Below are 26,175 nucleotides of genomic sequence, written 5' to 3'. Positions count from 1 at the left end.
AGGAAAAGAATGGATCGTCGCTCATTTTTGAGAAATTCCGCGCTTGGCGGTGCCGCAGCCACGACGCTGGCCGCGCCGGCTATTGCGCAGGGCAACCGGACGCTGACCATGGTCACCACCTGGGGCCGTGGCCTTGCCGGTGTGCATGACAGTGCGCAGCGCGTTGCTGACAGCATTACCGAGATGACCGACGGTCAGCTGACGGTGGACCTGAAAGCGGCCAACGAGCTTGTCGGCGCGTTCGAGGTGTTTGACGCGGTGACATCCGGCCAGGCCGACATGTACCACGGCGCGGACTACTACTTCACCAACCAGCACCCGGCCTATGCGTTCTTCACCGCCGTGCCGTTCGGCATGACGGCGCAGGAGCTTGCCAACTGGTACTACCAGGACGGCGGAATGGAGCTGCATGACGAGTTGGGTCAAGTCTTCGGCTTGAAATCCTTCCTCGGCGGCAATACCGGTGCCCAATCCGGCGGTTGGTTCCGCAACGAGATCACGGGACCGGAAGATTTCAACGGCCTGAAATTCCGCATGCCCGGCCTCGGCGGCAAGGCGCTCGGCTATCTCGGCGCTTCCGTGCAGAACCTTCCGGGTGCGGAAGTGTACCAGGCGCTTGCCTCTGGCGCGATCGACGGCACCGAATGGATCGGACCCTGGGCCGACGAGAAGGCCGGCTTCCAAGAGATCACCAAGATCTACTACACTGCCGGCTTCCACGAGCCGGGCGCGGGCCTTTCCGTCGCCATGAACCGTGAAGTCTTCGAGAGCCTGACGCCGGCTCAGCAGAAGATCGTCGAAATCGCGGCGGGCGAAGGCCACCAGTGGAACCTCAGCCAGTTCCTCGCCAACAACGGTGCCGCGTTGCAGCGCCTGACGGCAGGCGGCGTGACCATCAAGGAATTCCCCGACAGCGTGTGGGATGCCTTCGGTGAAGCTTCGCAGAAGGTCTATGACGAGAACATGGACGACGACATCTTCAAGAATGTCTTCGAGAGCATGCAGAAATCCATGAAATCCTCGTCTGGCTGGCTGACGCGTTCCGAAGGTGCGTATCGCAACCAGCGCGACCGCGTTCTGGGCTGACACAGTCGGATTGAAATCGTCCACGGCACTGGTTTGTGCCGTGGATTTTTAACGGCGGGTCCACAACCGCCGATGCTCTAGAGGGGGCGTCATGCTCAGCGGCATTCTTTGGCTCATCACCAATATCGGCCTTGGCTTCTACAATATATTCTGGGCGATAACGCATCCTGTCGCCTGGCTCGACTGGTCCGACAAGGCAGCCGTTGCACGGTGGATATATTATGGCGGCTCGGTCGAGTTCTTCTTTGCCGTACTGGATATTTTTCTTTTGCTCTTTATTGTTGGCCTGTTTCGCCGCCCCTTCCTCTGGGGGGTCGTGCGAATTTTGGAAGGTTTTGCCAACGGTGTGGGCAGGATCTTCGCGTGGGCCGGGCTGATAATGGTCTTGCAGCAGATCATGATCGTGTTTCTGCAGCGCATCTTTCGTGTATCCGAGATTTCCGTGGGGCCGTTCGGCATCGACTTCACCAAGGATCTGAGCTGGTGGTCCGAGGAATTGAAGCTCTATAACGCGCTGATCGTGGCGCTGTGCTGTGCCTATACCTTCACGCAGGGCGGTCATGTGCGAGTCGACCTCTTCTACTCCGGCATGAAGCACCACAGCCGCCGGGTTGTCGACATGCTGGGCTCCATCTTCTTCATGTTGCCGACCATGGTGATGATCTGGCTCTATGGCTGGTACTTCCTGTGGCGCCATCTGGTGACGCCGAAGATTAATGCCACGGAGCAGTTCCAGATGGTGGAGCGCAAGTCTGCGCTTCTGAAATGGAACATCGAGACGACGGGGTTTTCGCCAAACGGGTTTGATGCCTATTTCCTTTTTAAAATCCTGTTGGTGGCATTCGCGGGCATGATGTTCCTGCAGGCCTGGGCGTTCTTTTTCCGATCCTATCTCGAGTGGGTCGAAGGGCCGGAGAGTGCCGAGAAATATCTGGACAAGGACAGTCTGGAAGACGAGACGGCGGATCGCGCCGCAGAAATTCATTAAGGGGCGGATGCGATGTTTCTGGGTTTGGACGGCGTAGAGATCAGCCTCATCATCGTGTTTGCCTGCCTGTTTGGCGGCATCATGACGGGTTTCCCCGTGGCCTTCGCAATCGGTGGTGCGGCGATGGTTTCCTTCGGGATCATCGCGGCGCTGGATTCCGGCGGCATTCTGGTTGCCAACGTCATTGATACTTCCAGTGAAGAGTATCATGCGCTGGTCAACAGTGGAGTTGCGCGGGATACGGTCAGCCATTTCCGAAATCCCGATCTGCCAATGATGACGACCGAGTTGCTGAGTGGTGGCTGGGAGCAGGCGCTGAACCGCAACCTTTCGTTCATCGTCAATCGTATGAACGAAAAGGTGCTGGCAGGGCAGAGTATCGAGACACTTCTGGCAGTGCTGATGTTCGTGCTGATGGGAATTACCCTCGAACGCTCCAAGATCGCCAACGACCTGCTGACAACCATGGCGCGGGTGTTCGGGCCGCTACCGGGAGGCCTGGCAGTTTCCATTGTTGTCGTGGGTGCGTTCCTTGCCGCGTCTACCGGTATTGTCGGTGCGACCGTGGTGACGATGGGGTTGCTGGCGTTGCCGACGATGTTGCGCAACAACTACTCGCCGGAACTGGCAACAGGTGTGATAGCGGCGTCGGGCACACTGGGGCAGATCATTCCGCCTTCGATCGTGATCGTTCTTCTGGGAACGCTGGCGGGTGATCTGTACTCGACGGCGCAGGAAGAGCGGGCGGCCCTCGTAGGCTGTTCGGACGCGCTGACCTATCTGGGCTCTCCGGCGGTGCTTTCCGTCGGCACGCTATTTCAGGCAGCAATTCTGCCTGGCGTGATGCTGGCCGGCCTTTACGCCGCCTATGCGTTTGGCTTTGCCATGTTCCGCCCGGAAAAGGCGCCGCCGATTCATGACGAGAACGCCGCCGGCACCGGGGCAGGCCTGCGCAATGCCCTGACATGGTATCTGGCCGTGCCGTTGGGCATCCTCGTGGTTGTCATGATGATGGTTTTTGGCGGTTTGGCCGGCTCCCAATCCGTGGCCGTCAGTTCGGTGGCAGACATCGGAAAACAGGCGGAGTTGCGCACGAATGTCTCGCCGCAGTGTCAGGAAGCGATGATCGAACTGCATGGTCAGGACAAATGGGACCGTGCGGTGGCGACGCAAGCGGAGATCAATGAAGCCGGCGGTACGCGGACGCAGGCGGAGCGGACACTGTCCATCGAGCAGATCGCCGAGGCGCGGTCAGAAGCTATCGCCAATGCGCCGCCAGTTGGCACCGGCCTTCTGGTGATCGTGACGATCTTCGGCATCGTACTGGCGTTCGCGCGGGGTGTGGCACCAACTCTGTCTCCGAGACCACTGATCATCGGCGGCGCCGGTTTGCTTGCGGCGCTGGCGGTGGATGCAGCGTTCATCGGCCCGCTCAACTCGCCGGGTTATCGGTTCCTCCTGCTGGCCGTGCCCTTCGTCGTCGCCCTTTGGGGGCTGCGGATTGCTGCCGGCAGGTTGGGCCAGAATGAACTGCTGCGCGTCGTCTTTCCACCACTGGTCCTGATTGTGGCGGTGCTCGGGTCCATTCTTGGCGGCATCACCAATCCGACGCCTGCGGCGGCACTCGGCGCCGGTGGCGCGATCATGCTGGCAGCCTATCGCAAATTGCAGGAGGACGGGCGGAGCGGGCAGGGCATCCTGATTGCCACCTTTGCAATGGTGATCATGCTGCTGTTCGGAGTGAATTTCGACCTGCGGGTGAACATCGAGAACGTGAGTTTCCAGAACTGGGTCGCATACGGTATAACTATCATTGCCTATTCCGTCGCAATGATCGGTCTGCTCTGGGCGTGCTGGGTGCTGTTCGAGAAGAGGGTGCTCAGCCCGGTGGTGCGGGAAACTGCAAAAGTCACTTCAATGGTCTTCGCCATCCTCATCGGCAGCCAGATGCTGAACCTGGTGGTCATCTCCTTCGGTGGCGAGCACTACATTCAGGAATTTCTGCGGTCTTTCGAACGGGAGTGGGTGGTTTTCCTTATCGTGATGCTGGTGCTGTTCGTGCTTGGCTTCGTGCTCGATTTCCTGGAGATCATCTACATCGTCATTCCAATCGTGGGGCCGGTTATCTACGGCGGAACGATGGATCCTAAGTGGGTGACGATCATGATCGCGGTCAATTTGCAGACCAGCTTCCTGACCCCGCCGTTCGGCTTCGCGCTGTTCTACCTGCGTGGGGTTGCCCCTGCCAGTGTAACCACCTGGCATATCTATCGCGGAGTTGTGCCGTTTGTGCTGATCCAGGTATTCGGTCTGGCACTGCTTTGGATGGTGCCAAGTCTCGTGACTATTGTGCCTGATCTGATCGGGCATTGACCGAAGGCGGCGGCGGCACGCCGCCGCCGTATCAGAACGACTGCGTGCTTACTCGATCACACCGAGCGTGACGTTAAAACTGCCGGTGATGAACCGGGGATCGCTGAGGTCGATGTTGCGACCCTAGTTCGGGCTGGGGCCAAGCTGGCCGGAAAACTCACCCGAGATCGTGAAAAATTCGCTGTCGAATTGGGACTTGTTGACAGTGATTGCAAGCCCACCTCTGTCCGGTTGGCTACGGGAGAGGAGGTTTACGCGGGTGTCTCCGACGGTCTCGGCGACGCTTAACTCGCGTTCCCGCGTTTCGTCGTTCCCCAGCGCGAAGCTTAGACTTAGCGTGCCATAACTTGTGCCGTTCCTGTCGGCGGGGAGCGCATAGTTGTTGGCGTAGCGAGACATCTCGTTGTCGCTCTGGCTTGCCAATAGCTCGTAAGTTACCAGCTCGCCAGCGATTGCGATTTGCACTGTTCCCTGTTCCTCCGCGAAGAGCGGACCGCAGACCAAGGCGCCTGCGCTGAGCAGGGATGCACATATCAATTGTGTGTTGGTCATGCGCATGGCCGTGCGATGTCAGGTTGACAGTGGTTGATCTCCGGAACTCAGATCTTGCCGTCCGGCAGGTGGATCGCTGCCACCTGTTCCGCAATTGGATCGTTATCGAGCGGATGCGATGCATTGGCATCGACCGCTGCCCGGTCCAGCAGCGTCCAGGAACCACGAGAGTACACCTCAAGCGGCGAAAACCGGGCCTTGTAGGCCATTTTGCGTGACCCCTGCACCCAGTATCCCAGATAGACGTAGTCCAGCCCCGCCTCCTGTGCGATGCGGACGTGATCGAGGATGATGTAAGTCCCCAGAGAATCCGAGTAGAGATCGGGATCGTAGAACGAATACACCATCGAAAGACCGTCGCTGAGCAGATCCGTCAGGCAGACGGCGACGAGTTCGCGGCCGTCGGGTGTGGCGGCGTAATACTCGACCAAGCGGCTTCTTACGGCGGTTTCCTCGACCATTGCCGCATATTCGTAGACATCCATGTCTGCCATGCCGCCATCGGAATGACGGGACGCCAGATAGCGTTTGAAGAGTTCGTATTGCGCCTCGCTGGCCCATGGCGCCGTGGCTTCACGCTCAAGGTGGGCATTGCGCTTCAGGGTACGTCGCTGCGACTTGCTGGGCCTGAATTCCTTGACAACGATCCGGGCCGACAGGCACGCGTTGCATTCGGAACATGACGGCCTGTAGACAACGTTCTGGGAGCGTCGGAACCCCTGGTGCGAGAGTGCATTGTTCAGCCGGTCCGCGCTCTGCGGATGCAGGGCGGTGAACAGCTTTCTTTCAACCTTGCCATCCAGATAGGGACAAGGTTGGGGAGCTGTAACGTAGAACTGCGGTGTCTTCGGCGGATTGTGGTGCATGTAGCTCCGGGTTGGCAGTGCTTCCTCTCGGGAATTCAGGCTAACAGCGCTCGACTAAAGGGGCAAATGCTAATCTGCAGGTCTGTTAAGGGCGACCGAGCCGAGGAGCAGGTCCGGCAGGCCTTGGTGGCGATCCGTTGCCATTATGGAAATGACGGTTGCGATCCAGCCAATGAGGGTGAGCGTGAGGGCCACGAAGATGCCGGTATGAATGAAGGCATCCTGAGACGAAAGGCGGTGCCCCGCGCGGTTGCGAAGTTCTATCCCCATAAAGGCCATCCCCGGCGTCGCGGAATTCACGGCAATCGTTCGCCAGCGGTAGAGAAAACTGATCAGCAGAACCAGCATCGGGGTCAGGAAAATGCCGAGACCCAAGGTGAACAGGGTGAGCGCCAAGACAGCCACGGCCGAGATGAGGCCGATAAGGACGATATCGACAAAAAACGCTATCAGACGCTTGAGCGGTACTGACTCGTAAAACTGCGCGTCGTACTCCGGGTGTGGAAGGGTCATCGTCATCCTGTGGGTTCCTATGCTGAGAGGTAGGGCGGCGCCGGGCCCCGATCAACGGGGCCGGGCGCTATACATTCAGGCAGGCACTTCGTTGCCGAAGTTTCCATCCGTATCCTCATCCCGGTCGGCCTTGCGGCGGCGGTCATTCATGAACTGGTCGAACTCCGCCTGGTCCTTCGCCTGACGCAAACGGTCGAGGAAACCCTGAAACGCGGACTGCTCTTCTTCCAGCCGTTTCAATGTGGCGTCGCGGTAGCTGTCAAAGGCGGTGTTGCCGCTTGATCCGTTGAACCGGAAGCCGTTGGCGAAATTGCGTTTGCGGGCGTGTGAACAGGACATGCGATTGCTCCAGAGCATATAGAAGAGAAGGGCGAGGCCGACGGGCCAGACGAAGATGAAGCCGAGGATCATGGCAGCGATCCAGGCACCTCTGCCACGGGCGTCTAACCACGCTTCGGCCTGTCGTAACCAGTGAGAGATTGAGGACATTTGGGCTCCTTCCGGATGTGAATGTAATTAACATTAACATAGATGGGAGGCGCAGTTCCGCGCGTCAAGAGAACGCTTTCAAAATATTTCGCAGGGCACGTCAGCCGGCCAAGGGTGCGCAGCGGATGCCGTGCCGGCGCTGGACAGCATCGAGAACCTGACGACAATGGGCCTTCAGTTGCGTGCGCCGGAAGCCCAGCCTGACCATGGCGGCCAGACGGCGTGGGAACGGAAACCAGAAATCCTGGTCCAGTCCGCATTTGGCGAGCACACCAATTGGAAGCCTTTCGGCAAAGACGAGTGTGTTCAGAAGGGAAAGCGTGATGCCCGTCATTTGCCAGTCTTGTCGGGAGCTGCGCAGCAAGGATTGCATGTCCAGCGCATAGAGGTGCCTATCGGGAAGCCTGTTCCGCAGGAACAGGTGGGTAAGAAAGTAGGCCGAGACACTGGACAGGAAATGTACCATTGAGCGAGGCGAGATCGTGAGGACTTTTCCTTCGGCTGAAATATAGGGCCGATATTGCAGATCTTTGCGCAGGATGTGGCCCGTGCAATTGACGATGGTGCTGCCGGGCGCGATTGCGACGCGACGGCCGGAGCGGAGAAGGAGGTGCGGGGTGCCGCCGCACTCCACGACATCTTCCAGATAATCGCCGATCATGCTCGTAAGCCCGGCTGAGAGTCTCGCGTTCTCCTCTTCCGACAGGAGGCCGAAAAAGAACTGCTGTGCATTGCTGTCAGGCCCGACTGTGAAATGTTGCCTGAAATAGGTGAATACGTCGCGGGCATTCCTGCCATCGAAGCGCAACGCGAGGTCTGCGAAGGTGCTGAGGGACAGCTTGCCATGCCACCATCGTTTGACACCCTTTGGCGCATAGAGGTTGCGGTTGCCGAAGATAGTGCCGGTGCCGTTGACGAGATGGATACGTTTATCAGGGGCCTTGTCGAAAAGTGCGAGCGCGGTATCCATACCGGTTTTGCCGCCACCAATGACATAGACATCCGGAGACGATGCTTCGCCCAGTTTCTCGAACAGGTGCTCCGGGGTGGTGGACAGAATGCGTTTGCATGTGAACGACAAAGGCGCTGGCGGCGTAATCTGATAGCCGGAGGCGTGTATTACCCGCGTCGCATGGATCGTTTCATCATCATTTGCGCTATTCCGACACTGGACCATGACAGATTGCTTTGTCTCATTGATAGAAACGCATTCTAGGCCGAACCGCTCCGTCACGCTCACCTTGGCGCGCAGGGTGGCAAGGCAATGTCCGAAGTGGGAAATCACTTCGTCCCGGCTGGCGAGGTGTTCTCGGGCTTTGGTCCATGCCCAGGGAATATTGCCGGCCGTGAACATCGGGTGTGGCTGGTGCAGGCGCACGTAGTCATAGGCCGCGATCCACATGCCTCCGCAGCGTTCATTCCTGTCGATCAGTACGACCGTCGCATCCCGCGGCAAGACTTCGGCAGCGGCAAAGAGGGCGTTCATTCCGGAAAGCCCGGCACCGATGATGCAGAGATCGTAGTGTGCGGGGGTAGGCGTGGCTTGGTTGGTCATGTCTGCCTCGCAATGTGCCGTTGAATGGCGCAGGATGGTGCGAGGCAGGTTAATGTGCCGGAAATCAGGCGTTCGCTAAAACTGCAAGCGCGCAGCAGCGATTACGGTCTCGGCGCTAATGGGAAGCGAGATACGCCGTCAGTATCTCCTTGGCAGCCTGTAGGTCGTTGCGGTCGATCATCTCTGTCACGGTGTGGATGTAGCGGGTGCCGACGACAATGCCGACAGCGCGGGCACCGGCGGCGGCCTGCTGAGCGGCCGCACCGTCCTGTCCGCCGGCCATAAGCATGGTCCGCTGGAAGGGAATGCCCTTTTCGTCGGCGAGCGCGGCGACTTCTGCCACGAGGGCGCGGTCGGCGATGAAGCTCGAGTCCTTGACATGGAGACCGAAGCCCTTGCCCTGAACGGTGGTGCTTTCCTGATCGGGAACGCCGGGCGTGTCGCAGGCCAGAGTTGTGTCTATCCCGAGGCCGATGTCCGGCTGAATCGCATAGGCAGCGGTACGGGCGCCGCGCAGGCCGACCTCTTCCTGCACCGTGAAGGCCACGTGAATTTCGCAGTTGTGCCCGGCTCCGCTCTCTACCAATGCGCGGATCGACTCGACGCCCAGCCAGCAGGCAATGCGGTTGTCCAGCGCCTTGGAGACTATCTTGTCGCCCATTTCGATCAGCGGTTCATCCATCACCACGCTGTCGCCAACCGAGATGTGCTCGGCGGTTTTGTCTCCCAGACCGAAATCTACAAAGAATTCGGACAGTTCGGGGATTTTCTTTCGGTCTTCGGGTTTGGAAATGTGGATGGGGCGGCCGCCCGGGTTCATCACGCCCTTGAACTTGCCACGTTCCGTCACCGCCATCACACGCCGCGAGAACAGGTTGCGCGGATCGAAACCTCCGACTGGCTGAAGATAAACGAAGCCCTTGTCGCTGACATGGGCAACCAGAAAGGCGATTTCATCCATGTGGCACAGGAGCATGATCTTCTCGGGTGTCTCACCTTGCCCGTTGCGCTTGCACAGGAGGGAGCCCATCGGGTCGGTGACCACTTCGTCGAACAGGCCCTCGATTTCACTTTCGATCAATGCGCGGACCTCATGCTCGTGGCCGGGTGCGCCTGGTGTTTCACAGAGGCGTTTGAGCAGATCGATGTTCATAAGGGTCTCCTAGTCGGTGTCGGGTGGAATGAGGCCGAGGCCGCGCAGATAAATTCCGGTGCCGGATTCGAGCAGGTCTTCGGCGGAATAAGGACTTTTGGTGCCGGGATCGCCACGGGCGAACAACTCCACTACGCCGTGACTGAGAGCCCAGATATGATGGCTTACCATCGATGGGGGCGGCCTTCGGTCAGGCGGCATATGTTGGGACAGTGCATCGGCGGCGCGGGTAAGAACGCCGAATGCCCTGTCCGAAGCCGCTTTCAGCGCCGAGTTCCCGGCAATCGAGACGCCGCTCTCAAACATCGTGATGTAGTGGCCGGGGTTCTTGCGGGCGAAGGCGAGGTAAGCACGGCCGGTGGCGCTGAAGGCCGAAAGGGCCGACGGCTGGCCGTCCTTGTAGGCGTGTTCCATAAGGTCGGCGAACATCTCGAACCCTTGCAGCGCCGCTTCCTCGATCAGTTCCTCACGCCCCTTGAAATGCCGGTAGGGCGCGGCGGCGCTGACACCCGCGCGGCGCGCCGCTTCGGCCAGCGTGAACCCCAGCGGACCTTTCTCGACGACCAGTTCCAAAGTAGCCTCGACAAGGGCCTGCCGGAGGTTGCCGTGATGATAGGCTTTGCGCGGAGTGTCGGCCATTCTGTCACTATCCGCCGTTCTTGCGGGGGCGCTGGCGGTTCACGCGAGCCCCATGTCAGCCGGGGTGCCCGCTATCTTTGGATCTGGTGCGGGGATATCAAACTCCGGAATGGCCAGTGAACTCAGCACTGTCCGGATGACGGCGATACGCGCACGGCGTTTGTCATCGGCCCGGATCACCATCCAGGGGCAGGCGGCGTGATCGGTCTTGCGAAGGGTTTCGGAAATAGCCTCAGTATAGGCGTCCCACTTGGACAGGCCCTTGACGTCGATGCCGGATAGTTTCCAATGCTTTAGCGGATCCTTTTCACGATCCAGGAACCGGCGAAGCTGCTCCGCCCGACCGACGTTCAGCCAGATCTTGAAGACCTTGATGCCTTCGTTCACAAGCATCGTCTCGAACGGCGTCACTTGCCGAAAGAAGAGTTCACGCTCTTCCTGGTCGCAGAACCCGAACACATGCTCCACCACACCACGATTGTACCAGGATCGATCGAACATCACGACCTGTCCAGCGGCGGGAAGATGGCTGATGTAGCGCTGAAAATACCATTGGCTTGCCTCCGTATCCGAAGGTTTCGGCAGTGCGACGACGCGGGCGCTGCGGGGGTTAAGGTTCTCGCGAAAGCGCTTGATGGAGCCGCCTTTTCCGGCGGCATCCCGGCCCTCAAAGACGATCGCGATGCGCTCGCCAGTCTTCATTATGTGCGCCTGCATGGCCACAAGGGCGATCTGCAGTTCGGCGAGAGTATCCTCGTACTCCTCTCTGTCCATGCGTTCGTCGTAGGGATAGCCCTCGGCCAGAATGTCATTCTTGCTCGCGTTCTCGATGGCCTTGCGCACGTCTTTTGGCGCCTCATCTTCGAAAAATCGGCTGATTGCGCCATCGAACGGTTTGGGAAAGCGGGTTTTGGCCATATGGGATCCTTTCGCCCGAGAAGGTGTAGTATCGATCTGTCGAATGCAAGCCGCTGTCAGCGCCGCACCTCCAGCCGAAGAAGTGCGGCACGCATCTCTGCTGTTGCAGCATGGTGGGGCATGTGGCCGATGCCTTCCAGCACTGTCAGCTTCGCATTGGGCAACTGGCCGGAGAGCGGAACAGAATGAACCTTGAGCGGCACGGTCGTGTCTGCGTCGCCGTGCAGCAGTTCCACGGGCATCTCGATTCCGGGATAGCGTGGCACCATCTTGCGGACCTGATCCTTCAGCCCTTTCAGATCTTGCGAATTGTTTCGAATCTGTTCCGGGCGCAGCGCCAGATCGGCACCGACAGCCTCGACGTAGCCTGGCGGCGGCGTTTGCGGCCTGAAGATACGGGTAACTGTGCCTGCCACCAGGTCGTCAGAGGCGATGGCGGGCAGGATGCGTGAAAGAAGCGGTCCGACGACAGGCGTGCCCGTCAAGGTGGTCAGCAGCCCGAGCCCGCCCTGCCAAACCTGGCTCGGAGCGGCAAGCAGCATCAGCCCGCCGATACTTTCCGGACGGCTGAGCGCCCACGCAAGCGCCACTGAGCCGCCGAATGAATGGCCTATAAGAGTAGCTCCTTCGAACCCGAGCTGCCGCGCCGCGTCATGCATCAGCTCGGCCTGCACGAACAGGTTGGACCCGTTCTGTCTGGCACGGTCGGAGAAGCCGAAACCGGGCCGGTCGAAGAGTAGAACCTGATGATCCGTCGCTAGTGCCTGTGCCGGGCCGAGTGCCCAGTCCCTCAGGTTGCCCGAGGCGCCGTGAATCGCGATGACCTTCGGACCGCTGTCGCCCATCAGCTGATAATGGAGACGGTTGGTGCCGACGGAGACGAATTGGCCGGTCGGAGATGGCGCGCCGGTGGTCACAGTACCCGAGACGCCGGCGCAGGAGGTGAGCATGAGCGATGCCCCCCCGACAAGCAACGCTCGCCGATCACGCCGGTGATGCACCGATCCGCTCCAGTTCGAAAGGTGTCGTCTGGTAGATCTGGTTGATCCAGTTGCCATATAGCAGATGACCATGGCTGCGCCATCGGTTCTCCGGTGCGCGGGCCGGATCGTCATCGGGAAAGTAATTGACCGGCAGAATGATCTCTCCGCCGCTGGCGACATCACGGTCATACTCCGCTTTTATCGTGTCGCTGTCATACTCGAGATGGTTCAGCATATAGAGAGCCCGGTGCGTCTCGTCTTCGACAAGACAGGCTCCGACTTCGGGCGACCGCATCAGCATCGTCAAGCCTTCGGCCTTCTCGATATCCTCGTGCCGCATCTCCGTCCAGCGACTGACCGGCACGACAAAGTCATCGGAGAACCCGCGCAGGTAGGGTGAGGCAGGTGCGAGGTTGCGGTGGCGGTAACAGCCGAACGCCTTGGCCGGCAAGATGTCTTTCCGGACGCCGTGAAAGTGGTTCATCATCGCCATGCCGCCCCAGCAGACAGCCATGGTGTGATGAACGTTGCTCTGCGTCCAGTCGAAGATCTCCCGCAATTCCGCGTAGTAGGACACTTCGTCAAATTCGAGGTGCTCGATCGGGGCGCCGGTGATGATCAATCCATCGAACTTCTGGTGCTTGGCCTCCTGAAAGCGCTGGTAGAAGGCTTCCAGGTGTGTGGCGGAGGTGTTGCGGCTTTCATGATCGGACATGCGCAGCAAGGTAAGTTCGATCTGGAGTGGGGTGGCGCCGATGACGCGGGCGAATTGTGTCTCCGTCTCGGCCTTCTTTGGCATCAGATTCAACAGCGCGATCTGCAGTGGCCGTATGTCCTGCCGTGCCGCTTGTTCCTCCGCCATCACCATCACTCCCTCGGCGCGCAGCACGTCGTGGGCGGGCAGGGTGGAAGGGATCTTTATGGGCATTTTCGGGACGCTTTCGTGATGCTGAGCAGCTTATCTACGCCTTTGGCAGCCGGTCCGCCACCAACTCCACAAAATCGTGAGCATTTTTCACGGCGGCAACTTCGTCAGCGGCTACGGTTATGCCCCAGACTTCGGCCATCTTGCGATAGATCGGCAGGCGATGTTCCACCAGTTGGCGGAAACCCCAGCGGATGAAATCATCGGGATCGACACTCTCCGGCGATGTGCCAGTCTTTTCAAGATACGTGCGCCAGATACGACCGAGAAACGCCGGACTGTAGTACATCGGTTTCGGAGCCTTGTCGAAGCGGCGCACGAGTTCTTCCACATGGGCCTCGGTCCCCTCGATCCAGACGGGCAGGGTGGTCGCGGCAAGGGTGGACATTACCGGATCGGCAGGGTTGTCGGCATCGACCACCTCGCAGAGCGAACCGGAGCAGTCAGCGACGAAATGCGGATAGCCGTAGATATCCTGTGCCTTGGCAGCGAACACGGCGACATCTTCGGTGGCAGACACTTCGGCAATACGATGCAGGCTCTGCCGGTGCTGGTATTCCTCGATGCCGATGCCACCTCGATCCGGCGCACCGGGTTTGCCAAGGTAGGTGGAGAGGGGGGAAAGGTTCTCGAAGGTAATGTTTGAGGCGATGTAGATGCTGTCGGACATCAGCAGTTCGCGTAGAAACGGGTTTCGCATCGCCTCGCGCTTGAAGTTGTCGACGATGTGTTCGCCCATGTATCGAGTGCCGATGCGAAAATCCACGGAGTAGTGAAACCACTCTCCGCTGTCTCGCAACAGATTGGAAAGGTGCGTTTTTCCAAGACCGGACATGCCGAAGAGCGCCACGCGGCGGTTGGTGGCTTCGCGCCACGAATTTTGGTCGGGATACAGCATTTTCCGGCTCATTGTGGACATCCACCATCCGATAGCGAGGCCGCGCACTCCGGTCCACCGTCTTTTTATGCGCGGATGCAAATGTTCTGCAGTCGCGCACTGCGGAGCGACACGAAAGTCGGAAGTTCTTTTGGTGCTCACTAGATCGTCTGCGGAGACGGCGCGTGCCACCGCAGATTCCATGCGCAAAACACGGAGTGTTAGTCTTACAGCGTAGGATTGGGGTCAGGCGTTGTTTTTCATTCGGCGGAATCGCCGCCATTACCTGTGGTTTGATCATCCGTGAGCAGTGGTGGATTGCTCATTTTTCCTATGAAAGTCCGTTTTCAGAAACGTAAAAACCGGCACCGTCGGAGTGGTGCCGGTTCTTTCCAAACCCGAATAGGATCAGAAGCGGTAGGCGATCTTCAGACCAGCAGCGATTGCGTTGTTGTCTTCGAACTCCGCTGTGCCACCACCGGAGGCCACCGTCGCATCGCCCGGCATGATGTAGCGAAGGCCGCCCGTCAGCTCGAGACCATTGTTCATCGTGTAGGTGCCGCCGACGCCAAAGGACAGGAAGCCGTTGGTCGGACCGAGCGCTGATACCGTTCCGCCGAGGTTTTCTTCGTAGCCGACCTGGACTGCAGCGGAGAAGTTTTCGGTGAAGCGGCGGCCAATGCCAAGGTTATAGGTGAATGTGTTGTCTTCGTAGGTAACGAGTGTCGACCCAGGCGACACGGTGCCCAAGCCAACCGGTGCCACCGAGAACCCGTCCCAGTTCACCCAACGGATGGAGCCGAAGAGCAACGTGTCGGCCATGATACCTGTCTGGAAATCGAGATTCACGGACTGCGGCGACGTGACTTCGGTATCGGCGCCCGATCCGGGCACGGCACCTCCTCCGGCAAGAGTTTCCGTCGTTGGCAAGGAATGGTCGATTTCGGAACTGTAGGTCAGGGCCACGCGCAGGGCGATGTCCTTGCGTTCGTAGGCGGCGCCGACAACATAGCCGACGCCCCAATCCGACTCGCCCTCGAACTCGTAGCCGGAGAGAGGACCGTAGGCTGCACCGCTGAGACCGACTTCGGCCTTGATCTGCTGGGCACGGACACCGCCGTAGACGCTGAAATTCTCATTGAAATTGTACTGACCGATCGCCGTAACCGCGACGGTAGAAGCTTCGGCCGAGGTGCCGGCGAAAACGGGTGTTGTCGCTCCATACTCGACGCTGGCTCCGTAGGGCTGATCGACAATCAGAGCGTAGGATATGCTGTCCGTCAGATCGGCCTTGTAGGCTGCCCCGCCGACGAAATAGGCGTTGCCGACATTGCCCGTGGGCTGGAGCGCGACATCCGTGCCGCTGACATCGGGAAAAACGCCACCGAAAGACAACTCAACGTAGCGGCCTTCCTCAAACAGCACGCCAATAGGTTGTCCGGTTCGATCGAGACCGCCAGCGAGAACGGCGCTGGTTGAGACGGAGCTGAGTGCAATGGCAACCGCAGATGCTTTCAAGGTCATGTCGTCCTCCCGAGACGAAGTTTATAGCTTTTGCGACATTGTTACGCAGGGGGGAGGAAGGCGGTCAATAAATTACGCTGCGTCACGTTTTTGTGACGCAGCGTTTTCAGCCGAAAGGCAACAGATCTTGTAAGCAATGCTTACTGACTGCCGGCTATTACTTGTTCATTGCGTCCAGAGAAGACTGAAGAATGGATTTGGCTTCTGCCTTGTCGCCCCAGCCAATGACCTTGACCCACTTGCCTTCCTCGAGGTCCTTGTAATGCTCGAAGAAGTGCTTGATGCGGTCACGGGTCTTCTGGGGGATGTCGGTCAGTTCCTGGATACCGGCCTGGAACGGATCGACCTTTTCCATCGGTACGGCGATCAGCTTGTCGTCCATGCCGCCGTCGTCTTCCATCTTCAGCACGCCCACGGGGCGGCACTTGATCACCACGCCGGGGGCGAGGTCGAAGTCGCAGAGCACCAGCACATCAGTCGGGTCGCCATCGGCATGCAGCGTATTGGGCACGAAGCCGTAGTTGCACGGATAGAACATCGGTGTGTTGACGATCCGGTCCACAAATACGGCGCCGCTATCCTTGTCGATTTCGTATTTCACGGGGGCGCCACCACCGGCGCCGCCAGTGATTTCGATCACCACATTGATGTCTTCGGGCGGGTTCTTGCCGGCGGGGATTTTGTCGATGTTCATCGCATGCTCCTTGCATTTTGATCGCGGTCGCGGGCCGGGTAGCATGAATGCCAGCGCCGGGAAAGGCCTCTCAGGCTGTAACGCCTTGCCGTCGCTGTTCCGAAAGAATGTTGATCAGATTGGCGGCCAGAACCAGTGCCGCACCAATGAAGACGGTGGCAAGGATCGGCTCGTCGTACAGCATCAGGCCGACGATGGCGACAAGGGGCAGTCGGAGAAATTCCAGCGGACTGACCACCGTTGCGGGTGCGAGTGATAGGGCATTGGTAATGCAGAAATGGCTGAACAGACCGCAGCATCCGACAACTGCGAGGAGCGGCAGCGTTTCGGCCGAGGGAAGCCGTATGGCCCCGTCATAACCGGCCATGATCAAGCCGAACACGGCCTGCATCACAGTGAGCCAGAAGAGGATAGAGATCACAGCCTCGTGCCGCGAAAGGCCCTTCGTGGCGATTGTCGTCGCCGCGAAGCAGATGGCACAGGCGGCTGCGGCAAAGATGCCGGAGTTCAGGGCCATGGCATCAGGCCGGGCGACGATGAGAATGCCAACGAAGCCCAGGCCAGCGGCCGCAAGGCGAATACCCGTCATCCGTTCGCCGAGAAAGAGTGGCGACAGCAGCGCCACCCAAAGGGGAGTGGTGAATTCCAGTGCAAATACCTGAGACAGCGGGATCACCGTGACGGCATAGAACCACAGGTTCTGGCCGCTGAAGTGAAATATGTTGCGAACAAGATGATGCTTCAGACGGGTCCGGCGGATGCGGTGTAACTGGCCCGTGACTGTGCCGACGCCGACGACGATAAGGATGCCCAGCAACGACCGGTAGAACATGATCTCGAAGGTATCATGGCGCCCGCCAAGTTCGCGTCCCGCAACCGCCATCAGCGTGAAGGACATCATGGCCCCCATCATCCACAGGGCGGCCAGCAGCGGGCGGGTACGGTTTTCCATGGCGCGGACCCTGCACCCGGTTTCAGAGGAGGGCAAGAGTGAAAGTGTCGGTGATCGAGGGAGGTGCTGGCCAGAGGGTCCGCTTTGCAATATCACTCTGCGGATGAGAGCTCTTTTTCTTTTCCTTGCTCTGCTCACCCCTTTGCCATCCATGGCACAGGATGTTGCGATGTCAGAACTTTCGCCGCGAACAGCGCAGGCTTTGCTGCCCGTCGTTCGGGCCGCTGAGGGCTTTTTTACGCGTCTGCCCGGTGTCAGTCTGACATCCGCGCTGCGGGACGTGTGCGGCGGAGACGGGGATAGTGACCCCCACATGCTCTACTGCACCGATCTCAATCGCATCTATGTTGCCCGGCTGGACTTGACGGAGATGGGCGAGGACGAAATGGCCTATCGGCTGGCACACATGTATGGTCACGCCGTACAGGTCCGTCACGGGATTGCGGATAGGGCCTTGGCAACCATACGCGCCAACCGTGCCCGCGAGTGGGAACTGCGCACAATGGTGACGCAGCAGGTCGAATGCATCGCCGGTGTGATCCTGCGGGAGGCTATCGGCAAGCGGGCCCAGGGTCCGGCAGCGGTGGCGGGGGGGGAAGCCTTTACCACCAGCCATTGGGGCGCAAGCCCTGTGGCCAACGGTCCGCGGGTGTCCGTCGGCACAGCGGAACGCGAAAGCTGGTTCCGCAAGGGCAGGGATGCGGGGGATTTCGCGGTCTGTGCTGCAGGCGAATTCAGCTCTGACCTGATCTTGCGGGCATTGCGGCCTTAACGCGGCCTTCAGGCACCCCCGTCAGACTGGCGACATGAAACTGTCTTTCGCCATGTGTCTTCTCGCCGTCACCTCGGCTGCGACAGCGGATGTGCCGTCGTTGATCACGGCTCCGGAACTTGCGGCGTGTCTGGACCTCTCCGATCAACTCGACGCAATCGATATCCGTGTGCTGGAGCATACGGAACGGGCGAGTCGGGTCGATGCAGACTTGCGCGAACTGGGGTTGCGGGAACGGACCTTGTTCCAGACTGCGCAAATCGACGCGACCGTGGCAACCGCTTTGCAGTCGGTACAAGCGGAGATCAGAGCAGCCGAAAATGCTCTGCACGAGTTGCGTGACAGAATCAGGGCGGCATTGAAGGCAAGGCGAGAAGTGTCACGCCGCTACGAGGCGGACTGTGCCGGGCGCACCTATAGCGCTTCCGACCTCAGAAAGGCGCAGGCACTGCGCCGGTGAGCCTCATTCCCACTCGATGGTGCCCGGTGGCTTAGAGGTGATATCGTAGGTGACGCGGTTGATGCCGTTCACCTCGTTGATGATGCGTGTCGCCGTTTCGCCCAGAAACTCATGGCTGAACGGGTAATAGTCGGCCGTCATTCCATCCACGGATGTAACGGCGCGAAGGGCACAGGCAAAATCATAAGTTCGCCCGTCACCCATTACGCCAACTGTGCGCACCGGAAGGATGGCTACGAAGGCCTGCCAGATTTCGTCATACAAACCGTGTTTTCGGATCTGGTCGAGGTAGACGGCGTCAGCCTTGCGCAGAATCTCCAGCTTCTCGGCGGTGATCTCTCCCGGGCAGCGGATGGCTAGGCCGGGGCCGGGGAAGGGATGGCGGCCCACGAAACTTTCGGGCAGGCCTAGCTCCCGGCCCAATGCGCGGACTTCATCCTTGAACAGTTCTCTTAGCGGCTCGACCAAGGCCATATCCATCCGCTCCGGCAGGCCGCCGACATTGTGGTGGCTCTTGATCGTTACACTTGGCCCACCGGAGAAACTGACACTCTCGATCACGTCAGGGTAGAGAGTGCCCTGGGCGAGGAACTTTGCGCCGCCGGCGGATGTGGCGTGTTTCTCAAAAACATCGATGAAGAGCTTGCCGATGGTCTTGCGCTTCACTTCCGGGTCCGACACACCTTCGAGCGCATCAAGAAACAGGTCGCTTTCGTCCGCGTGGATCAGCGGGATGTTGTAATTGTCGCGGAACATGCCGACAACTTCTTCGGCTTCACCCATGCGCATCAAGCCGGTATCGACGAAGACGCAGGTCAACTGATCGCCGATGGCCTCATGAATCAGTACGGCGGCCACGGAGGAGTCGACACCGCCCGAGAGACCGCAAATGACCTTGCCATCGCCAACCTGCTCGCGGATCAGGCGGATGGCCTCCTCCTTGTAGGCGCCCATCGTCCAGTCACCGGTAAAGCCCGCCAGATCGGTGAAGTTCTTCAGCAGACGGGCGCCATTGACCGTGTGGTGGACTTCCGGGTGGAACATGGCGCCGTAGAATCGCCGCGTCCTGTCACCGATCAGCGCACAAGGTGCATTCGGGGAGGTGCCGATGATTTCAAAGCCGGGGGCTACTTCGGTGATTCTGTCGCCATGGCTCATCCAGACTTCCTCCCGCCCCGTGGCGAACAGTCCGAGGAAAAGCGGGTCGCCTTCGCCGGTGCCGGTAGGCTCCACGAACGCGCGGCCGAATTCGCGATGGTGGCCGCTCTCGACCTTGCCGCCAAGCTGGAGATTCAGAAGCATCTGGCCATAACAAATGCCGAGGATTGGAACATTGCGCGTGAAAACGCTCTCCGCCGCTCTCGGCGCTCCGTCCGCGACCGGGCTGGCCGGGCCGCCGGAAAGGATGATGGCCTTGGGATCGAACGCGTCAATGAAGTCATCGTCCACGTTCTGGAATGGATGGATTTCGCAGTAGATTCGCGCCTCTCGCAGACGACGCGCGATCAACTGCGTCACCTGGCTGCCGAAATCTATGATGAGAAGGCGGTCGTGCGATATGTCTGTCATGGCGAATGCTTTAGGCAACCTCCGGCGAGAGCGCAAGACAAGCCGAAGGCCATGTCGCGGACTGGCATAGAAACTGCGGATTCAGATCATGAACGGGGCAGAATGGCGGTATGAAGGGTGAAATCTGAAGTACCGGAGGCACAGGGTATGAGCGAGGCAGCGGTGAGCGGTCAACGGCGTGGTCGTGGCGGCGGCGGTGCCGCGCGCAGGGCGGAACGCACGGCCCCGAAAATTGAAGCCGCCCGGTACATAGAGCGTCGGATTCCCAATTTCGAGATTCTGGACGAAGAGGCGATTTCGATCATCGAAGCCAACGCCGAGACGGTGCTGGAAGAGGTTGGTGTGGCTTTTGTAGACAATCCGGCGGCGCTGGAGCGTTGGCGCGAGGCCGGGGCCGATGTCCGCGGCGAGCGGGTACACATACCGCCGGGGATGGCGAGGAAACTTTGTTCCACCGCACCTGCCCGATTCACGCAGCACGCCCGCAATCCGGATCGAAATGTCGAGATTGGCGGCAAGTCACTGGTCCTGGCGCCCGTCTATGGCCCGCCGTTCGTGCGCGATCTCGAAGGCGGCCGGCGCTATGCTACCATGGAAGACTTCCGCAACTTCGTTCGCCTAGGCTTCATGTCGAAATGGCTGCACCATTCCGGCGGTACAGTATGTGAGCCGACCGATATTGCCGTGAACAAGCGTCACCTCGACATGATCGAGGCGCATATGACCCTTTCGGACAAGCCTTTCATGGGCTCGGTCACTGATCCCGCACGAGCTGTCGACAGCGTCGAAATGTGCAAGATCCTGTTTGGTGAGGCGTTCGTTGACCAGAACACGGTGATGACCTCGCTGATCAACATCAACTCTCCACTGACATTCGATTCGGTGATGATGGGCGCGCTGGAGGTCTATGCTGCAGCCAACCAGGCCTGCATCATATCTCCCTTCATTGTCGGTGGCGCGATGGCCCCGGTTTCCGTGGCCGGTACGCTGACGCAGGTACTGGCAGAGGCGATGGCCGGCATTGCCTATTCGCAACTGGTGCGGCCGGGAGCGCCGGTGATTTTCGGCGCTTTTGTCACCTCCATAGACATGAATTCCGGCGCCCCGACCTTCGGTACGCCAGAGGCATCCAAGATCCTGTATGGTGCCGGTCAGCTTGCCCGAAGACTAAACCTGCCGTTCCGCTCGGGCGGCGCGCTCTGCGGTTCCAAACTGCCTGACGCCCAGTCCGCATACGAGACGGCGAATACGCTGAACGCGGCTTTGCTCGGCGGCGTGAATTTCATGCTGCATGCCGCCGGTTGGCTGGAAGGCGGGCTGGTATCCTCCTTCGAGAAATTCGTGCTGGACGCAGATCAACTCGGCATTCTGCACTCCGTGGCCGCAGGCGTGGATGTATCGGAGAACGGCCAGGCTATGGATGCTATCCGTGAGGTTGGGCCCGGTGGCCATTATCTTGGCTGTGCGCACACTCAGGCAAACTTCAAGGAAGCGTTCTGGCGCACGAACGTTCTTGATTACAAGCCGTTCGAAACTTGGTCCGACGAAGGTAGCCGCGATTCTTTTACGCTGGCGAACCTGAAAATGCGACGGATGCTGAGTGAGTACCAGGCTCCTGCCATTGATCCGGCCAAGGCCGAGGCCATTTCGGACTTCGTGGCAAGAGCAAAGGCAAGGGAGCCGGACGCTTTCGGCTGATGATGCCGGTCAACCAGGCTGCAATCTGTTGAAAATCTGTGCCTCCGCAATCAGGGCCGTCAGCACCCGGATGTGTTTTTCTGGCGAGTAAGCGCCGTTTCCACGCCGGCGAATACTCTCGATGCTTTCTTCCAATGAAAGCAAGGACGAGAGGGTTTGACGGTGTGATGGTTCACCGCCCAGTGCAGCGGCCAGATCCCGATCTCGCCGGTAGAGTGACGCGCCAAGACGGGCCGCACGGACGAGCAGACGCGGTCTGCGCAGTTCGTTGAGCGATTGAATGACTTCGGACATGGACTGAGCCTCCTCGGTTCTGACACGTCCGACTATGATCGCCAATCCAACCCGTTGCTGTTTTCGGCGCTGGACCGTCCTGTCCGTCAACTCGCAAATCAGAACTCCCCAGAAACTGCGAGGATTAACGTCTCTTTTACTATTCAACTTTAGGTAGAGTTTCGTCAAATTGTAATTAAAAGGCGATCCGGTGGTACCCACGAAACCCCAGAGCTTTCGTGAGACAGTAAAGATTACATCTGGTTCGGCCAAGCACTCGCCCTGTGCCGATTCTGGACGGTTGATTACTTATCTGGCGCATATCGTTGGAAGGGTGCCTATCCGCAGACTGGCATGTGCTCAGGGTCAGCACGCGTCTACGCTATTGCGGCAGATCCGGCGAGTGGAATCGAGACGCGAAGATCCTTTGTTCGATCTGGCTCTCGAGCAAGTGGGTGCCGCACTCACCATTTCCGACATAGGTGCCATAACCCCCAAGGAGATTTCGGTCATGGTTGCGAATGCTGCGCGTTGCGTTGAAGAAAAGTCGGATGTTGTGTCCAAGGAGGCGAAGCGAATTCTCCGACGCCTTTGTGAGAAGAATGCTTTTCTGGTCGTGTCTCCGGAAATGGAGAAGGCGGTAATCCTCCGGGAGACCGTACCCGGCCGTCACACCCGCATAGCGGTGATGGATCGCGATGTCGCACATCAGTTTGCGCTGTGCGACTGGGTCGAGTGCAAGACCAAGGGACGTGTTCTGCGATACGTCATAACTGACGCTGGTCGTGCGAGCCTGAAGCGTCTGCTGGAAGAAGACAGGGCGCGGCAGGTCCATTCGGTGCCCGGGATGGCGGAACAGCAGACGCCCTTTCAGGCTCAGCATCAGGAATTCGGCGAACGACACGTTCCCGCCAGCCACAATTCCGAAGCGCGGGTCGTGCGCTTCAATTTGGCTGAAAGCCCGTTGCTTGTATTGGGGCGCAAGAAGGACAGGACCGGAGCGCCGTATCTGTCACCGGAATTGATCGAGGCAGGAGAGAGATTTCGCGAAGACTTCGAACTTGCGCAAATGGGGCCCCGTGTTGCCCAGAACTGGGAGCATTTTCTGACGGCAGAAAGCCGGCCCAAGGGCGGGGCAGCCTCCAGGGGACCTTGCGAGGGACCGGCCGCGGCCCGTGACCGCTTCGGAGAGGCAATGCACGCGCTCGGTTCGGGTCTTTCGGACGTGGCAATGCGCGTCTGCTGTTTTCTGGAAGGTCTGGAAACCGCCGAGAAGCGCCTTGGCTGGTCTGCCCGCTCCGGCAAGGTCGTTTTGAAGATCGCGTTGCAGCGTTTGGCCGTGCACTACGACATCAAGCCCAAGACCTATCATTCCCGCGAGCTCGGGTGAGGGAGAGGCGCTGCGCACCCGGGGGGGAGGCGCGGCGCCTCAACTTTCTGCAGCGGCGACTATCGGTCCGAAATCTTCCGCCGTGAGAGACGCACCGCCGACAAGACCGCCATCAACATTGGCAATGGCAAAGATCTCGGAAGCGTTGCCGGGTTTGACCGATCCACCGTACAGGATGCGAATCTCCTTGCCCTGACCGCCGAACCGCGCTTCCAGCGTGTCCCGGATCGCGGCATGGACCTCGGCGATCTCATCGTTCACAGGTGTCCGTCCGGTACCGATGGCCCAGACCGGTTCATAGGCGATAACCAGCGCATCAGGGTCGGTGCCGTCAGGCAGTGACCCGGCCAATTGCCCCTCGACGACCTTCAGTGTCCGCCCGCCGTCACGATCGGCCTCCGTCTCGCCGACGCAAACAATGGCGGTAAGGCCGGCATTTTGCGTCGCTGTCACCTTGCGGGCAACCAATGCTGATGTTTCGCCATGGTCGGCACGTCTTTCCGAATGGCCGAGAATTACAGCGCCACAGCCGATTTCCTTCAGAAGCTGCGGCGAGACGTCTCCGGTATGGGCACCGCTCTCGGAGAAATGACAATCCTGCGCGCCAATCGTGAAGGGAGAGTTCAGATTGACCAGTGCGGGAATCAGCGGAAACGGAGGACAGACAATTACCTCGCATTCGGGAGCAGGGAACGCCTTTGCCAACGCTTCAACCATGGCTGTGGAGGCCAAAGACCCGTTCATCTTCCAGTTTCCGGCGGCAATCTTGCGTGGCATTCCGTTCTCCCCTTGCAGTTGTCAAAGGGGTTAGCAGAGGCCGCAACGCGGGCCAAGCCCGTTACATGTCGGCGAACTTGATCGATTCGCCGCAGCCGCAGGCCTCGGAGACGTTGGGATTGTTGAATTTGAACCCGGATTCGAGCAGCGATACCTCATAGTCAATCTCGGTGCCGAACAGAAACATCTGGGCCATCGGGGCGATCAATACACGCGCGCCGTTCATCTCCACAACTTCGTCATGTGGGTCAGCCTCAGCGACATATTCCATCGTGTATTCCATGCCCGCGCAACCACCCTTCTTGATACCGATGCGCAGCCCCTCGGTATCGCCCTCAGCCATGAGCCGGGCGATTTCTGTGGCTGCTGCATCCGTCATCGTGACAGGCGGTGTTCCGGGTACTGAAAACATGGGCATTCCTCGCGTTCTCTCACCTCTACATAAGATCAGCGGGGCAACGCATCAAGCGGTGGTTCAGCGCAGAAACGGTTAAGGCGTGTTTAGCGGCAGCAAATGCAAGTCTCCGACGCCGAGTCAGGTCATCTTCCCGTCTTTCGCCTGCGGTTTCTTGCCGGAACTTTCCTTCGGCCAGATCCGCCGCTCGGGGCGCTTCAGAAACAAGGCTAGGCTGCGCAAGGCAGCACGAACTGCCGGTTCATAGCGGCCTTCGTGGTGTGTTACCATCCATTCCTCCCGGTGCAATTCCGGTATGGGTTCGGAAAGCTGTTGCAATCCACTGAAATTACCGGCGAAAACCGGCAAAACAATCCGCCCGACACCACTGCGGGCAAGGCTGAACGCCAGATACGGATCGTTGACACGGGTGACGATATCGGCCCCGTGGTTGAGTTCCACCCAGCGGGTGGAGCCGACAGCGGCGGTGTCGCTGGTCCCGATCCAGCCCGTAACATCGGGCGATTTCCCATAGGTCGCAAAATCAACCTCCGCGGTCTTCTGTCCCGCCAGCCAAGGCTGTTCCGGCCTGCGGCTGCGAATGCCGACGTCAATCTCGCGGCGGGCGATGTCCAGCGGCAGCACATTGGCAACGAACTCCGGCACCCACTGGGCCGATGGCGACCAGAAGGAGAGGATGTTCTCCGACAGAAGCAGTGCGGTCCAGTTTCCGGCGGAAATGCGCACCCGTGGCGGCCCTGCCTGCTGTGCCTGCCACGCCTGCACATCGACGAACGCGGCCTCCACCTTTTCGGCTTTTTCCAGAAGGGCGCGTCCATCACTGGTCAGCACGTAGCCCTGCCGACCGTGGACAAACAGGCGGCGGGAAAGTGATGACTCCAGCGCCTTCATCCGCCGCGACAGTGTGGCGGCACTTGCCCCAGTTGCGGCAACGGCTCCTGTCAGGCCACCGGCGCGGGCCACGGCCGCGAAGAGGGCAAGATCATTCCAGTTCGGGTTGCTTTGCATTTTTGAAAACGTGCCCGCGTTCCTGCTCGTAGTCAACGGCGCTCTGTCAACGAATGATGGGCATGTCAGGGAAAAGGAAATTTAAAATGATGATGCTTATCGATGGCCGTCTGATAGCGGCTGCGCCGAAATCTGAGGTGGAGACTGAGCGTGCCTACTTTGCAGAATTGCAAAGGCAGGCCGAGATGCGAAGACGGCAGCGCATACGCCGCCGGCGCCGTGCAATGATCAAGATAATAATCCGAAAGCTTCACCGCGTTTTCCACCCGGCGCACAATTGTCCGCCGGTGGCGCGGCCTGTCGGGCCTACATGAAGCCCAGTTCGAGCCGCGCCTCGTCGGACATCATGTCCATGCCCCACTGCGGTTCCCACACAAGTTGTACGTTGACGGTTTGCACACCCGGCAGGGGCTCGATCGCTTCTGCCACCCAGCCGGGCATCTCGCCGGCCACCGGGCAGCCCGGCGCCGTCAGCGACATCAAGATATCGACAGCGCCATCTTCGGCGATCTGGATCGTGTAGATCAGGCCGAGATCGTAAATGTTGACCGGAATTTCCGGGTCATAGACCGTCCGGCATGCTTCCACCACACTGTCGAACAACGGATGATCGGTGGTGGATGGCTTGATCAGCGGCGTGCCTTCCATCGGCGCATCGGGGGTCGCGTTCATGGGTGCTCCTCGCGGCTATACCTGACCAAACATATAGGGAATTTGCGCCCATAC

Annotated in this window: 27 protein-coding genes; 7 read left to right on the top strand and 20 right to left on the bottom strand. The window is 59.5% G+C overall.

Annotation, left to right across the window (positions count from 1 at the left end; all coding sequences use genetic code 11):
- Positions 1-9: 9 nt before the first annotated feature.
- From GO499_RS06985 to GO499_RS06975, 3 genes are all read left to right on the top strand, one after another.
- On the top strand, positions 10-1,086 hold the full coding sequence (locus tag GO499_RS06985) for a TRAP transporter substrate-binding protein (protein ID WP_161861525.1): 1,077 nt from the start codon (positions 10-12) through the stop codon (positions 1,084-1,086).
- A 91-nt stretch (positions 1,087-1,177) separates the two neighbouring features.
- The gene (locus GO499_RS06980) at positions 1,178-2,074 is read left to right on the top strand and encodes a TRAP transporter small permease subunit (RefSeq protein WP_161861524.1); all 897 of its coding nucleotides are present in this window, start codon (positions 1,178-1,180) and stop codon (positions 2,072-2,074) included.
- A 12-nt stretch (positions 2,075-2,086) separates the two neighbouring features.
- Positions 2,087-4,447, top strand: a complete 2,361-nt coding sequence (locus GO499_RS06975) for a TRAP transporter large permease (RefSeq protein ID WP_161861523.1) — start codon at positions 2,087-2,089, stop codon at positions 4,445-4,447.
- Positions 4,448-4,570: 123 nt separating this feature from the next.
- On the opposite strand, the gene GO499_RS06970 is transcribed toward GO499_RS06975, so the two are convergent.
- The 14 genes from GO499_RS06970 to GO499_RS06905 all read right to left on the bottom strand — a co-directional run bounded on the left by GO499_RS06970 (position 4,571) and on the right by GO499_RS06905 (position 17,087).
- A complete protein-coding gene (locus GO499_RS06970) occupies positions 4,571-4,912 on the bottom strand; it encodes a hypothetical protein (RefSeq protein ID WP_161861522.1) in 342 nt (113 codons plus the stop codon).
- Between the two features lie 134 nt (positions 4,913-5,046).
- Positions 5,047-5,865, bottom strand: coding sequence for an arginyltransferase (locus GO499_RS06965; protein WP_161861521.1), 819 nt, complete (start codon positions 5,863-5,865; stop codon positions 5,047-5,049).
- 69 nt (positions 5,866-5,934) lie between these two features.
- Positions 5,935-6,384 carry an RDD family protein gene (locus GO499_RS06960; RefSeq protein ID WP_161861520.1) on the bottom strand — a complete coding sequence of 150 codons (450 nt, stop codon included), beginning with the start codon at positions 6,382-6,384 and terminating at the stop codon, positions 5,935-5,937.
- 69 nt (positions 6,385-6,453) lie between these two features.
- Entirely contained in the window at positions 6,454-6,867 is a 414-nt protein-coding gene (locus GO499_RS06955; protein ID WP_161861519.1) for a DUF2852 domain-containing protein, read from the bottom strand.
- A 100-nt stretch (positions 6,868-6,967) separates the two neighbouring features.
- Positions 6,968-8,422, bottom strand: coding sequence for an FAD-dependent oxidoreductase (locus tag GO499_RS06950; RefSeq protein WP_161861518.1), 1,455 nt, complete (start codon positions 8,420-8,422; stop codon positions 6,968-6,970).
- 115 nt (positions 8,423-8,537) lie between these two features.
- The gene (locus GO499_RS06945) at positions 8,538-9,575 is read right to left on the bottom strand and encodes a M42 family metallopeptidase (RefSeq protein WP_161861517.1); all 1,038 of its coding nucleotides are present in this window, start codon (positions 9,573-9,575) and stop codon (positions 8,538-8,540) included.
- A 9-nt stretch (positions 9,576-9,584) separates the two neighbouring features.
- Positions 9,585-10,214 carry a TetR/AcrR family transcriptional regulator gene (locus GO499_RS06940; RefSeq protein ID WP_161861516.1) on the bottom strand — a complete coding sequence of 210 codons (630 nt, stop codon included), beginning with the start codon at positions 10,212-10,214 and terminating at the stop codon, positions 9,585-9,587.
- 39 nt (positions 10,215-10,253) lie between these two features.
- On the bottom strand, positions 10,254-11,132 hold the full coding sequence (gene ppk2 / locus GO499_RS06935; RefSeq protein WP_161861515.1) for a polyphosphate kinase 2: 879 nt from the start codon (positions 11,130-11,132) through the stop codon (positions 10,254-10,256).
- A 56-nt stretch (positions 11,133-11,188) separates the two neighbouring features.
- Positions 11,189-12,082, bottom strand: a complete 894-nt coding sequence (locus GO499_RS06930) for an alpha/beta fold hydrolase (RefSeq protein ID WP_161861514.1) — start codon at positions 12,080-12,082, stop codon at positions 11,189-11,191.
- A gap of 34 nt (positions 12,083-12,116) precedes the next feature.
- Positions 12,117-13,043, bottom strand: a complete 927-nt coding sequence (locus tag GO499_RS06925; protein ID WP_161861513.1) for a homoserine O-succinyltransferase — start codon at positions 13,041-13,043, stop codon at positions 12,117-12,119.
- A 34-nt stretch (positions 13,044-13,077) separates the two neighbouring features.
- Positions 13,078-13,938, bottom strand: coding sequence for an ATPase (locus GO499_RS06920; RefSeq protein ID WP_161863862.1), 861 nt, complete (start codon positions 13,936-13,938; stop codon positions 13,078-13,080).
- Between the two features lie 387 nt (positions 13,939-14,325).
- On the bottom strand, positions 14,326-15,441 hold the full coding sequence (locus tag GO499_RS06915) for an OmpP1/FadL family transporter (RefSeq protein ID WP_161861512.1): 1,116 nt from the start codon (positions 15,439-15,441) through the stop codon (positions 14,326-14,328).
- 157 nt (positions 15,442-15,598) lie between these two features.
- Complete coding sequence (gene ppa / locus GO499_RS06910) at positions 15,599-16,135, bottom strand: inorganic diphosphatase (RefSeq protein WP_161861511.1); 537 nt, start codon at positions 16,133-16,135, stop codon at positions 15,599-15,601.
- 70 nt (positions 16,136-16,205) lie between these two features.
- Positions 16,206-17,087 (bottom strand): DMT family transporter, encoded by an 882-nt coding sequence (locus tag GO499_RS06905; protein WP_161861510.1) that lies wholly within the window; start codon positions 17,085-17,087, stop codon positions 16,206-16,208.
- A 169-nt stretch (positions 17,088-17,256) separates the two neighbouring features.
- Between GO499_RS06905 and GO499_RS06900 the strand changes: the two genes are divergently transcribed.
- Both GO499_RS06900 and GO499_RS06895 read left to right on the top strand, forming a co-directional pair.
- Positions 17,257-17,859, top strand: coding sequence for a neutral zinc metallopeptidase (locus GO499_RS06900; RefSeq protein WP_161861509.1), 603 nt, complete (start codon positions 17,257-17,259; stop codon positions 17,857-17,859).
- A 34-nt stretch (positions 17,860-17,893) separates the two neighbouring features.
- The gene (locus tag GO499_RS06895) at positions 17,894-18,319 is read left to right on the top strand and encodes a hypothetical protein (protein WP_161861508.1); all 426 of its coding nucleotides are present in this window, start codon (positions 17,894-17,896) and stop codon (positions 18,317-18,319) included.
- A 3-nt stretch (positions 18,320-18,322) separates the two neighbouring features.
- Here the strand turns inward: GO499_RS06895 and guaA are convergent, their stop codons facing one another.
- Positions 18,323-19,888 (bottom strand): glutamine-hydrolyzing GMP synthase, encoded by a 1,566-nt coding sequence (gene guaA, locus GO499_RS06890; protein WP_161861507.1) that lies wholly within the window; start codon positions 19,886-19,888, stop codon positions 18,323-18,325.
- A gap of 147 nt (positions 19,889-20,035) precedes the next feature.
- Between guaA and GO499_RS06885 the strand changes: the two genes are divergently transcribed.
- On the top strand, positions 20,036-21,586 hold the full coding sequence (locus GO499_RS06885) for a trimethylamine methyltransferase family protein (RefSeq protein ID WP_161861506.1): 1,551 nt from the start codon (positions 20,036-20,038) through the stop codon (positions 21,584-21,586).
- A gap of 9 nt (positions 21,587-21,595) precedes the next feature.
- Here the strand turns inward: GO499_RS06885 and GO499_RS06880 are convergent, their stop codons facing one another.
- Positions 21,596-21,880: a DUF6477 family protein gene (locus tag GO499_RS06880; RefSeq protein ID WP_161861505.1), complete on the bottom strand. Its 285-nt coding sequence runs from the start codon at positions 21,878-21,880 to the stop codon at positions 21,596-21,598.
- A 382-nt stretch (positions 21,881-22,262) separates the two neighbouring features.
- Between GO499_RS06880 and GO499_RS06875 the strand changes: the two genes are divergently transcribed.
- The gene (locus GO499_RS06875) at positions 22,263-23,249 is read left to right on the top strand and encodes a DUF6456 domain-containing protein (protein WP_284154915.1); all 987 of its coding nucleotides are present in this window, start codon (positions 22,263-22,265) and stop codon (positions 23,247-23,249) included.
- 39 nt (positions 23,250-23,288) lie between these two features.
- Here GO499_RS06875 and tpiA read toward each other — a convergent pair whose 3' ends face one another.
- From tpiA to GO499_RS06855, 4 genes are all read right to left on the bottom strand, one after another.
- Positions 23,289-24,026: a triose-phosphate isomerase gene (gene tpiA, locus GO499_RS06870; RefSeq protein WP_161861504.1), complete on the bottom strand. Its 738-nt coding sequence runs from the start codon at positions 24,024-24,026 to the stop codon at positions 23,289-23,291.
- 61 nt (positions 24,027-24,087) lie between these two features.
- On the bottom strand, positions 24,088-24,438 hold the full coding sequence (locus GO499_RS06865; RefSeq protein WP_161863860.1) for a HesB/IscA family protein: 351 nt from the start codon (positions 24,436-24,438) through the stop codon (positions 24,088-24,090).
- A 123-nt stretch (positions 24,439-24,561) separates the two neighbouring features.
- Entirely contained in the window at positions 24,562-25,449 is an 888-nt protein-coding gene (locus GO499_RS06860; protein WP_161861503.1) for a LysR family transcriptional regulator, read from the bottom strand.
- A gap of 306 nt (positions 25,450-25,755) precedes the next feature.
- Positions 25,756-26,121, bottom strand: a complete 366-nt coding sequence (locus GO499_RS06855) for an SUF system Fe-S cluster assembly protein (protein ID WP_161861502.1) — start codon at positions 26,119-26,121, stop codon at positions 25,756-25,758.
- Positions 26,122-26,175 lie beyond the last annotated feature (54 nt).

The organism is Algicella marina (assembly GCF_009931615.1).
GTDB lineage: Bacteria > Pseudomonadota > Alphaproteobacteria > Rhodobacterales > Rhodobacteraceae > Algicella > Algicella marina.
This window is presented reverse-complemented; position numbering and strand designations above follow the sequence as displayed.

Bases quoted from the DNA above. Each gene is read 5' to 3' on its own strand.
- GO499_RS06925 (WP_161861513.1), bottom strand. From the start codon at position 13,043: ATGCCCATAAAGATCCCTTCCACCCTGCCCGCCCACGACGTGCTGCGC.
- GO499_RS06975 (WP_161861523.1), top strand. From the start codon at position 2,087: ATGTTTCTGGGTTTGGACGGCGTAGAGATCAGCCTCATCATCGTGTTT.
- guaA (WP_161861507.1), bottom strand. From the start codon at position 19,888: ATGACAGACATATCGCACGACCGCCTTCTCATCATAGATTTCGGCAGC.
- ppk2 (WP_161861515.1), bottom strand. From the start codon at position 11,132: ATGGCCAAAACCCGCTTTCCCAAACCGTTCGATGGCGCAATCAGCCGA.
- GO499_RS06865 (WP_161863860.1), bottom strand. From the start codon at position 24,438: ATGTTTTCAGTACCCGGAACACCGCCTGTCACGATGACGGATGCAGCA.
- GO499_RS06860 (WP_161861503.1), bottom strand. From the start codon at position 25,449: ATGCAAAGCAACCCGAACTGGAATGATCTTGCCCTCTTCGCGGCCGTG.
- GO499_RS06920 (WP_161863862.1), bottom strand. From the start codon at position 13,938: ATGCTGTATCCCGACCAAAATTCGTGGCGCGAAGCCACCAACCGCCGC.
- GO499_RS06915 (WP_161861512.1), bottom strand. From the start codon at position 15,441: ATGACCTTGAAAGCATCTGCGGTTGCCATTGCACTCAGCTCCGTCTCA.
- GO499_RS06900 (WP_161861509.1), top strand. From the start codon at position 17,257: ATGTCAGAACTTTCGCCGCGAACAGCGCAGGCTTTGCTGCCCGTCGTT.
- GO499_RS06945 (WP_161861517.1), bottom strand. From the start codon at position 9,575: ATGAACATCGATCTGCTCAAACGCCTCTGTGAAACACCAGGCGCACCC.
- ppa (WP_161861511.1), bottom strand. From the start codon at position 16,135: ATGAACATCGACAAAATCCCCGCCGGCAAGAACCCGCCCGAAGACATC.
- GO499_RS06885 (WP_161861506.1), top strand. From the start codon at position 20,036: ATGAGCGAGGCAGCGGTGAGCGGTCAACGGCGTGGTCGTGGCGGCGGC.
- GO499_RS06950 (WP_161861518.1), bottom strand. From the start codon at position 8,422: ATGACCAACCAAGCCACGCCTACCCCCGCACACTACGATCTCTGCATC.
- GO499_RS06955 (WP_161861519.1), bottom strand. From the start codon at position 6,867: ATGTCCTCAATCTCTCACTGGTTACGACAGGCCGAAGCGTGGTTAGAC.
- GO499_RS06980 (WP_161861524.1), top strand. From the start codon at position 1,178: ATGCTCAGCGGCATTCTTTGGCTCATCACCAATATCGGCCTTGGCTTC.
- GO499_RS06855 (WP_161861502.1), bottom strand. From the start codon at position 26,121: ATGAACGCGACCCCCGATGCGCCGATGGAAGGCACGCCGCTGATCAAG.
- GO499_RS06880 (WP_161861505.1), bottom strand. From the start codon at position 21,880: ATGTCCGAAGTCATTCAATCGCTCAACGAACTGCGCAGACCGCGTCTG.
- tpiA (WP_161861504.1), bottom strand. From the start codon at position 24,026: ATGCCACGCAAGATTGCCGCCGGAAACTGGAAGATGAACGGGTCTTTG.
- GO499_RS06895 (WP_161861508.1), top strand. From the start codon at position 17,894: ATGAAACTGTCTTTCGCCATGTGTCTTCTCGCCGTCACCTCGGCTGCG.
- GO499_RS06940 (WP_161861516.1), bottom strand. From the start codon at position 10,214: ATGGCCGACACTCCGCGCAAAGCCTATCATCACGGCAACCTCCGGCAG.
- GO499_RS06960 (WP_161861520.1), bottom strand. From the start codon at position 6,384: ATGACGATGACCCTTCCACACCCGGAGTACGACGCGCAGTTTTACGAG.
- GO499_RS06985 (WP_161861525.1), top strand. From the start codon at position 10: ATGGATCGTCGCTCATTTTTGAGAAATTCCGCGCTTGGCGGTGCCGCA.
- GO499_RS06930 (WP_161861514.1), bottom strand. From the start codon at position 12,082: ATGCTCACCTCCTGCGCCGGCGTCTCGGGTACTGTGACCACCGGCGCG.
- GO499_RS06965 (WP_161861521.1), bottom strand. From the start codon at position 5,865: ATGCACCACAATCCGCCGAAGACACCGCAGTTCTACGTTACAGCTCCC.
- GO499_RS06905 (WP_161861510.1), bottom strand. From the start codon at position 17,087: ATGGAAAACCGTACCCGCCCGCTGCTGGCCGCCCTGTGGATGATGGGG.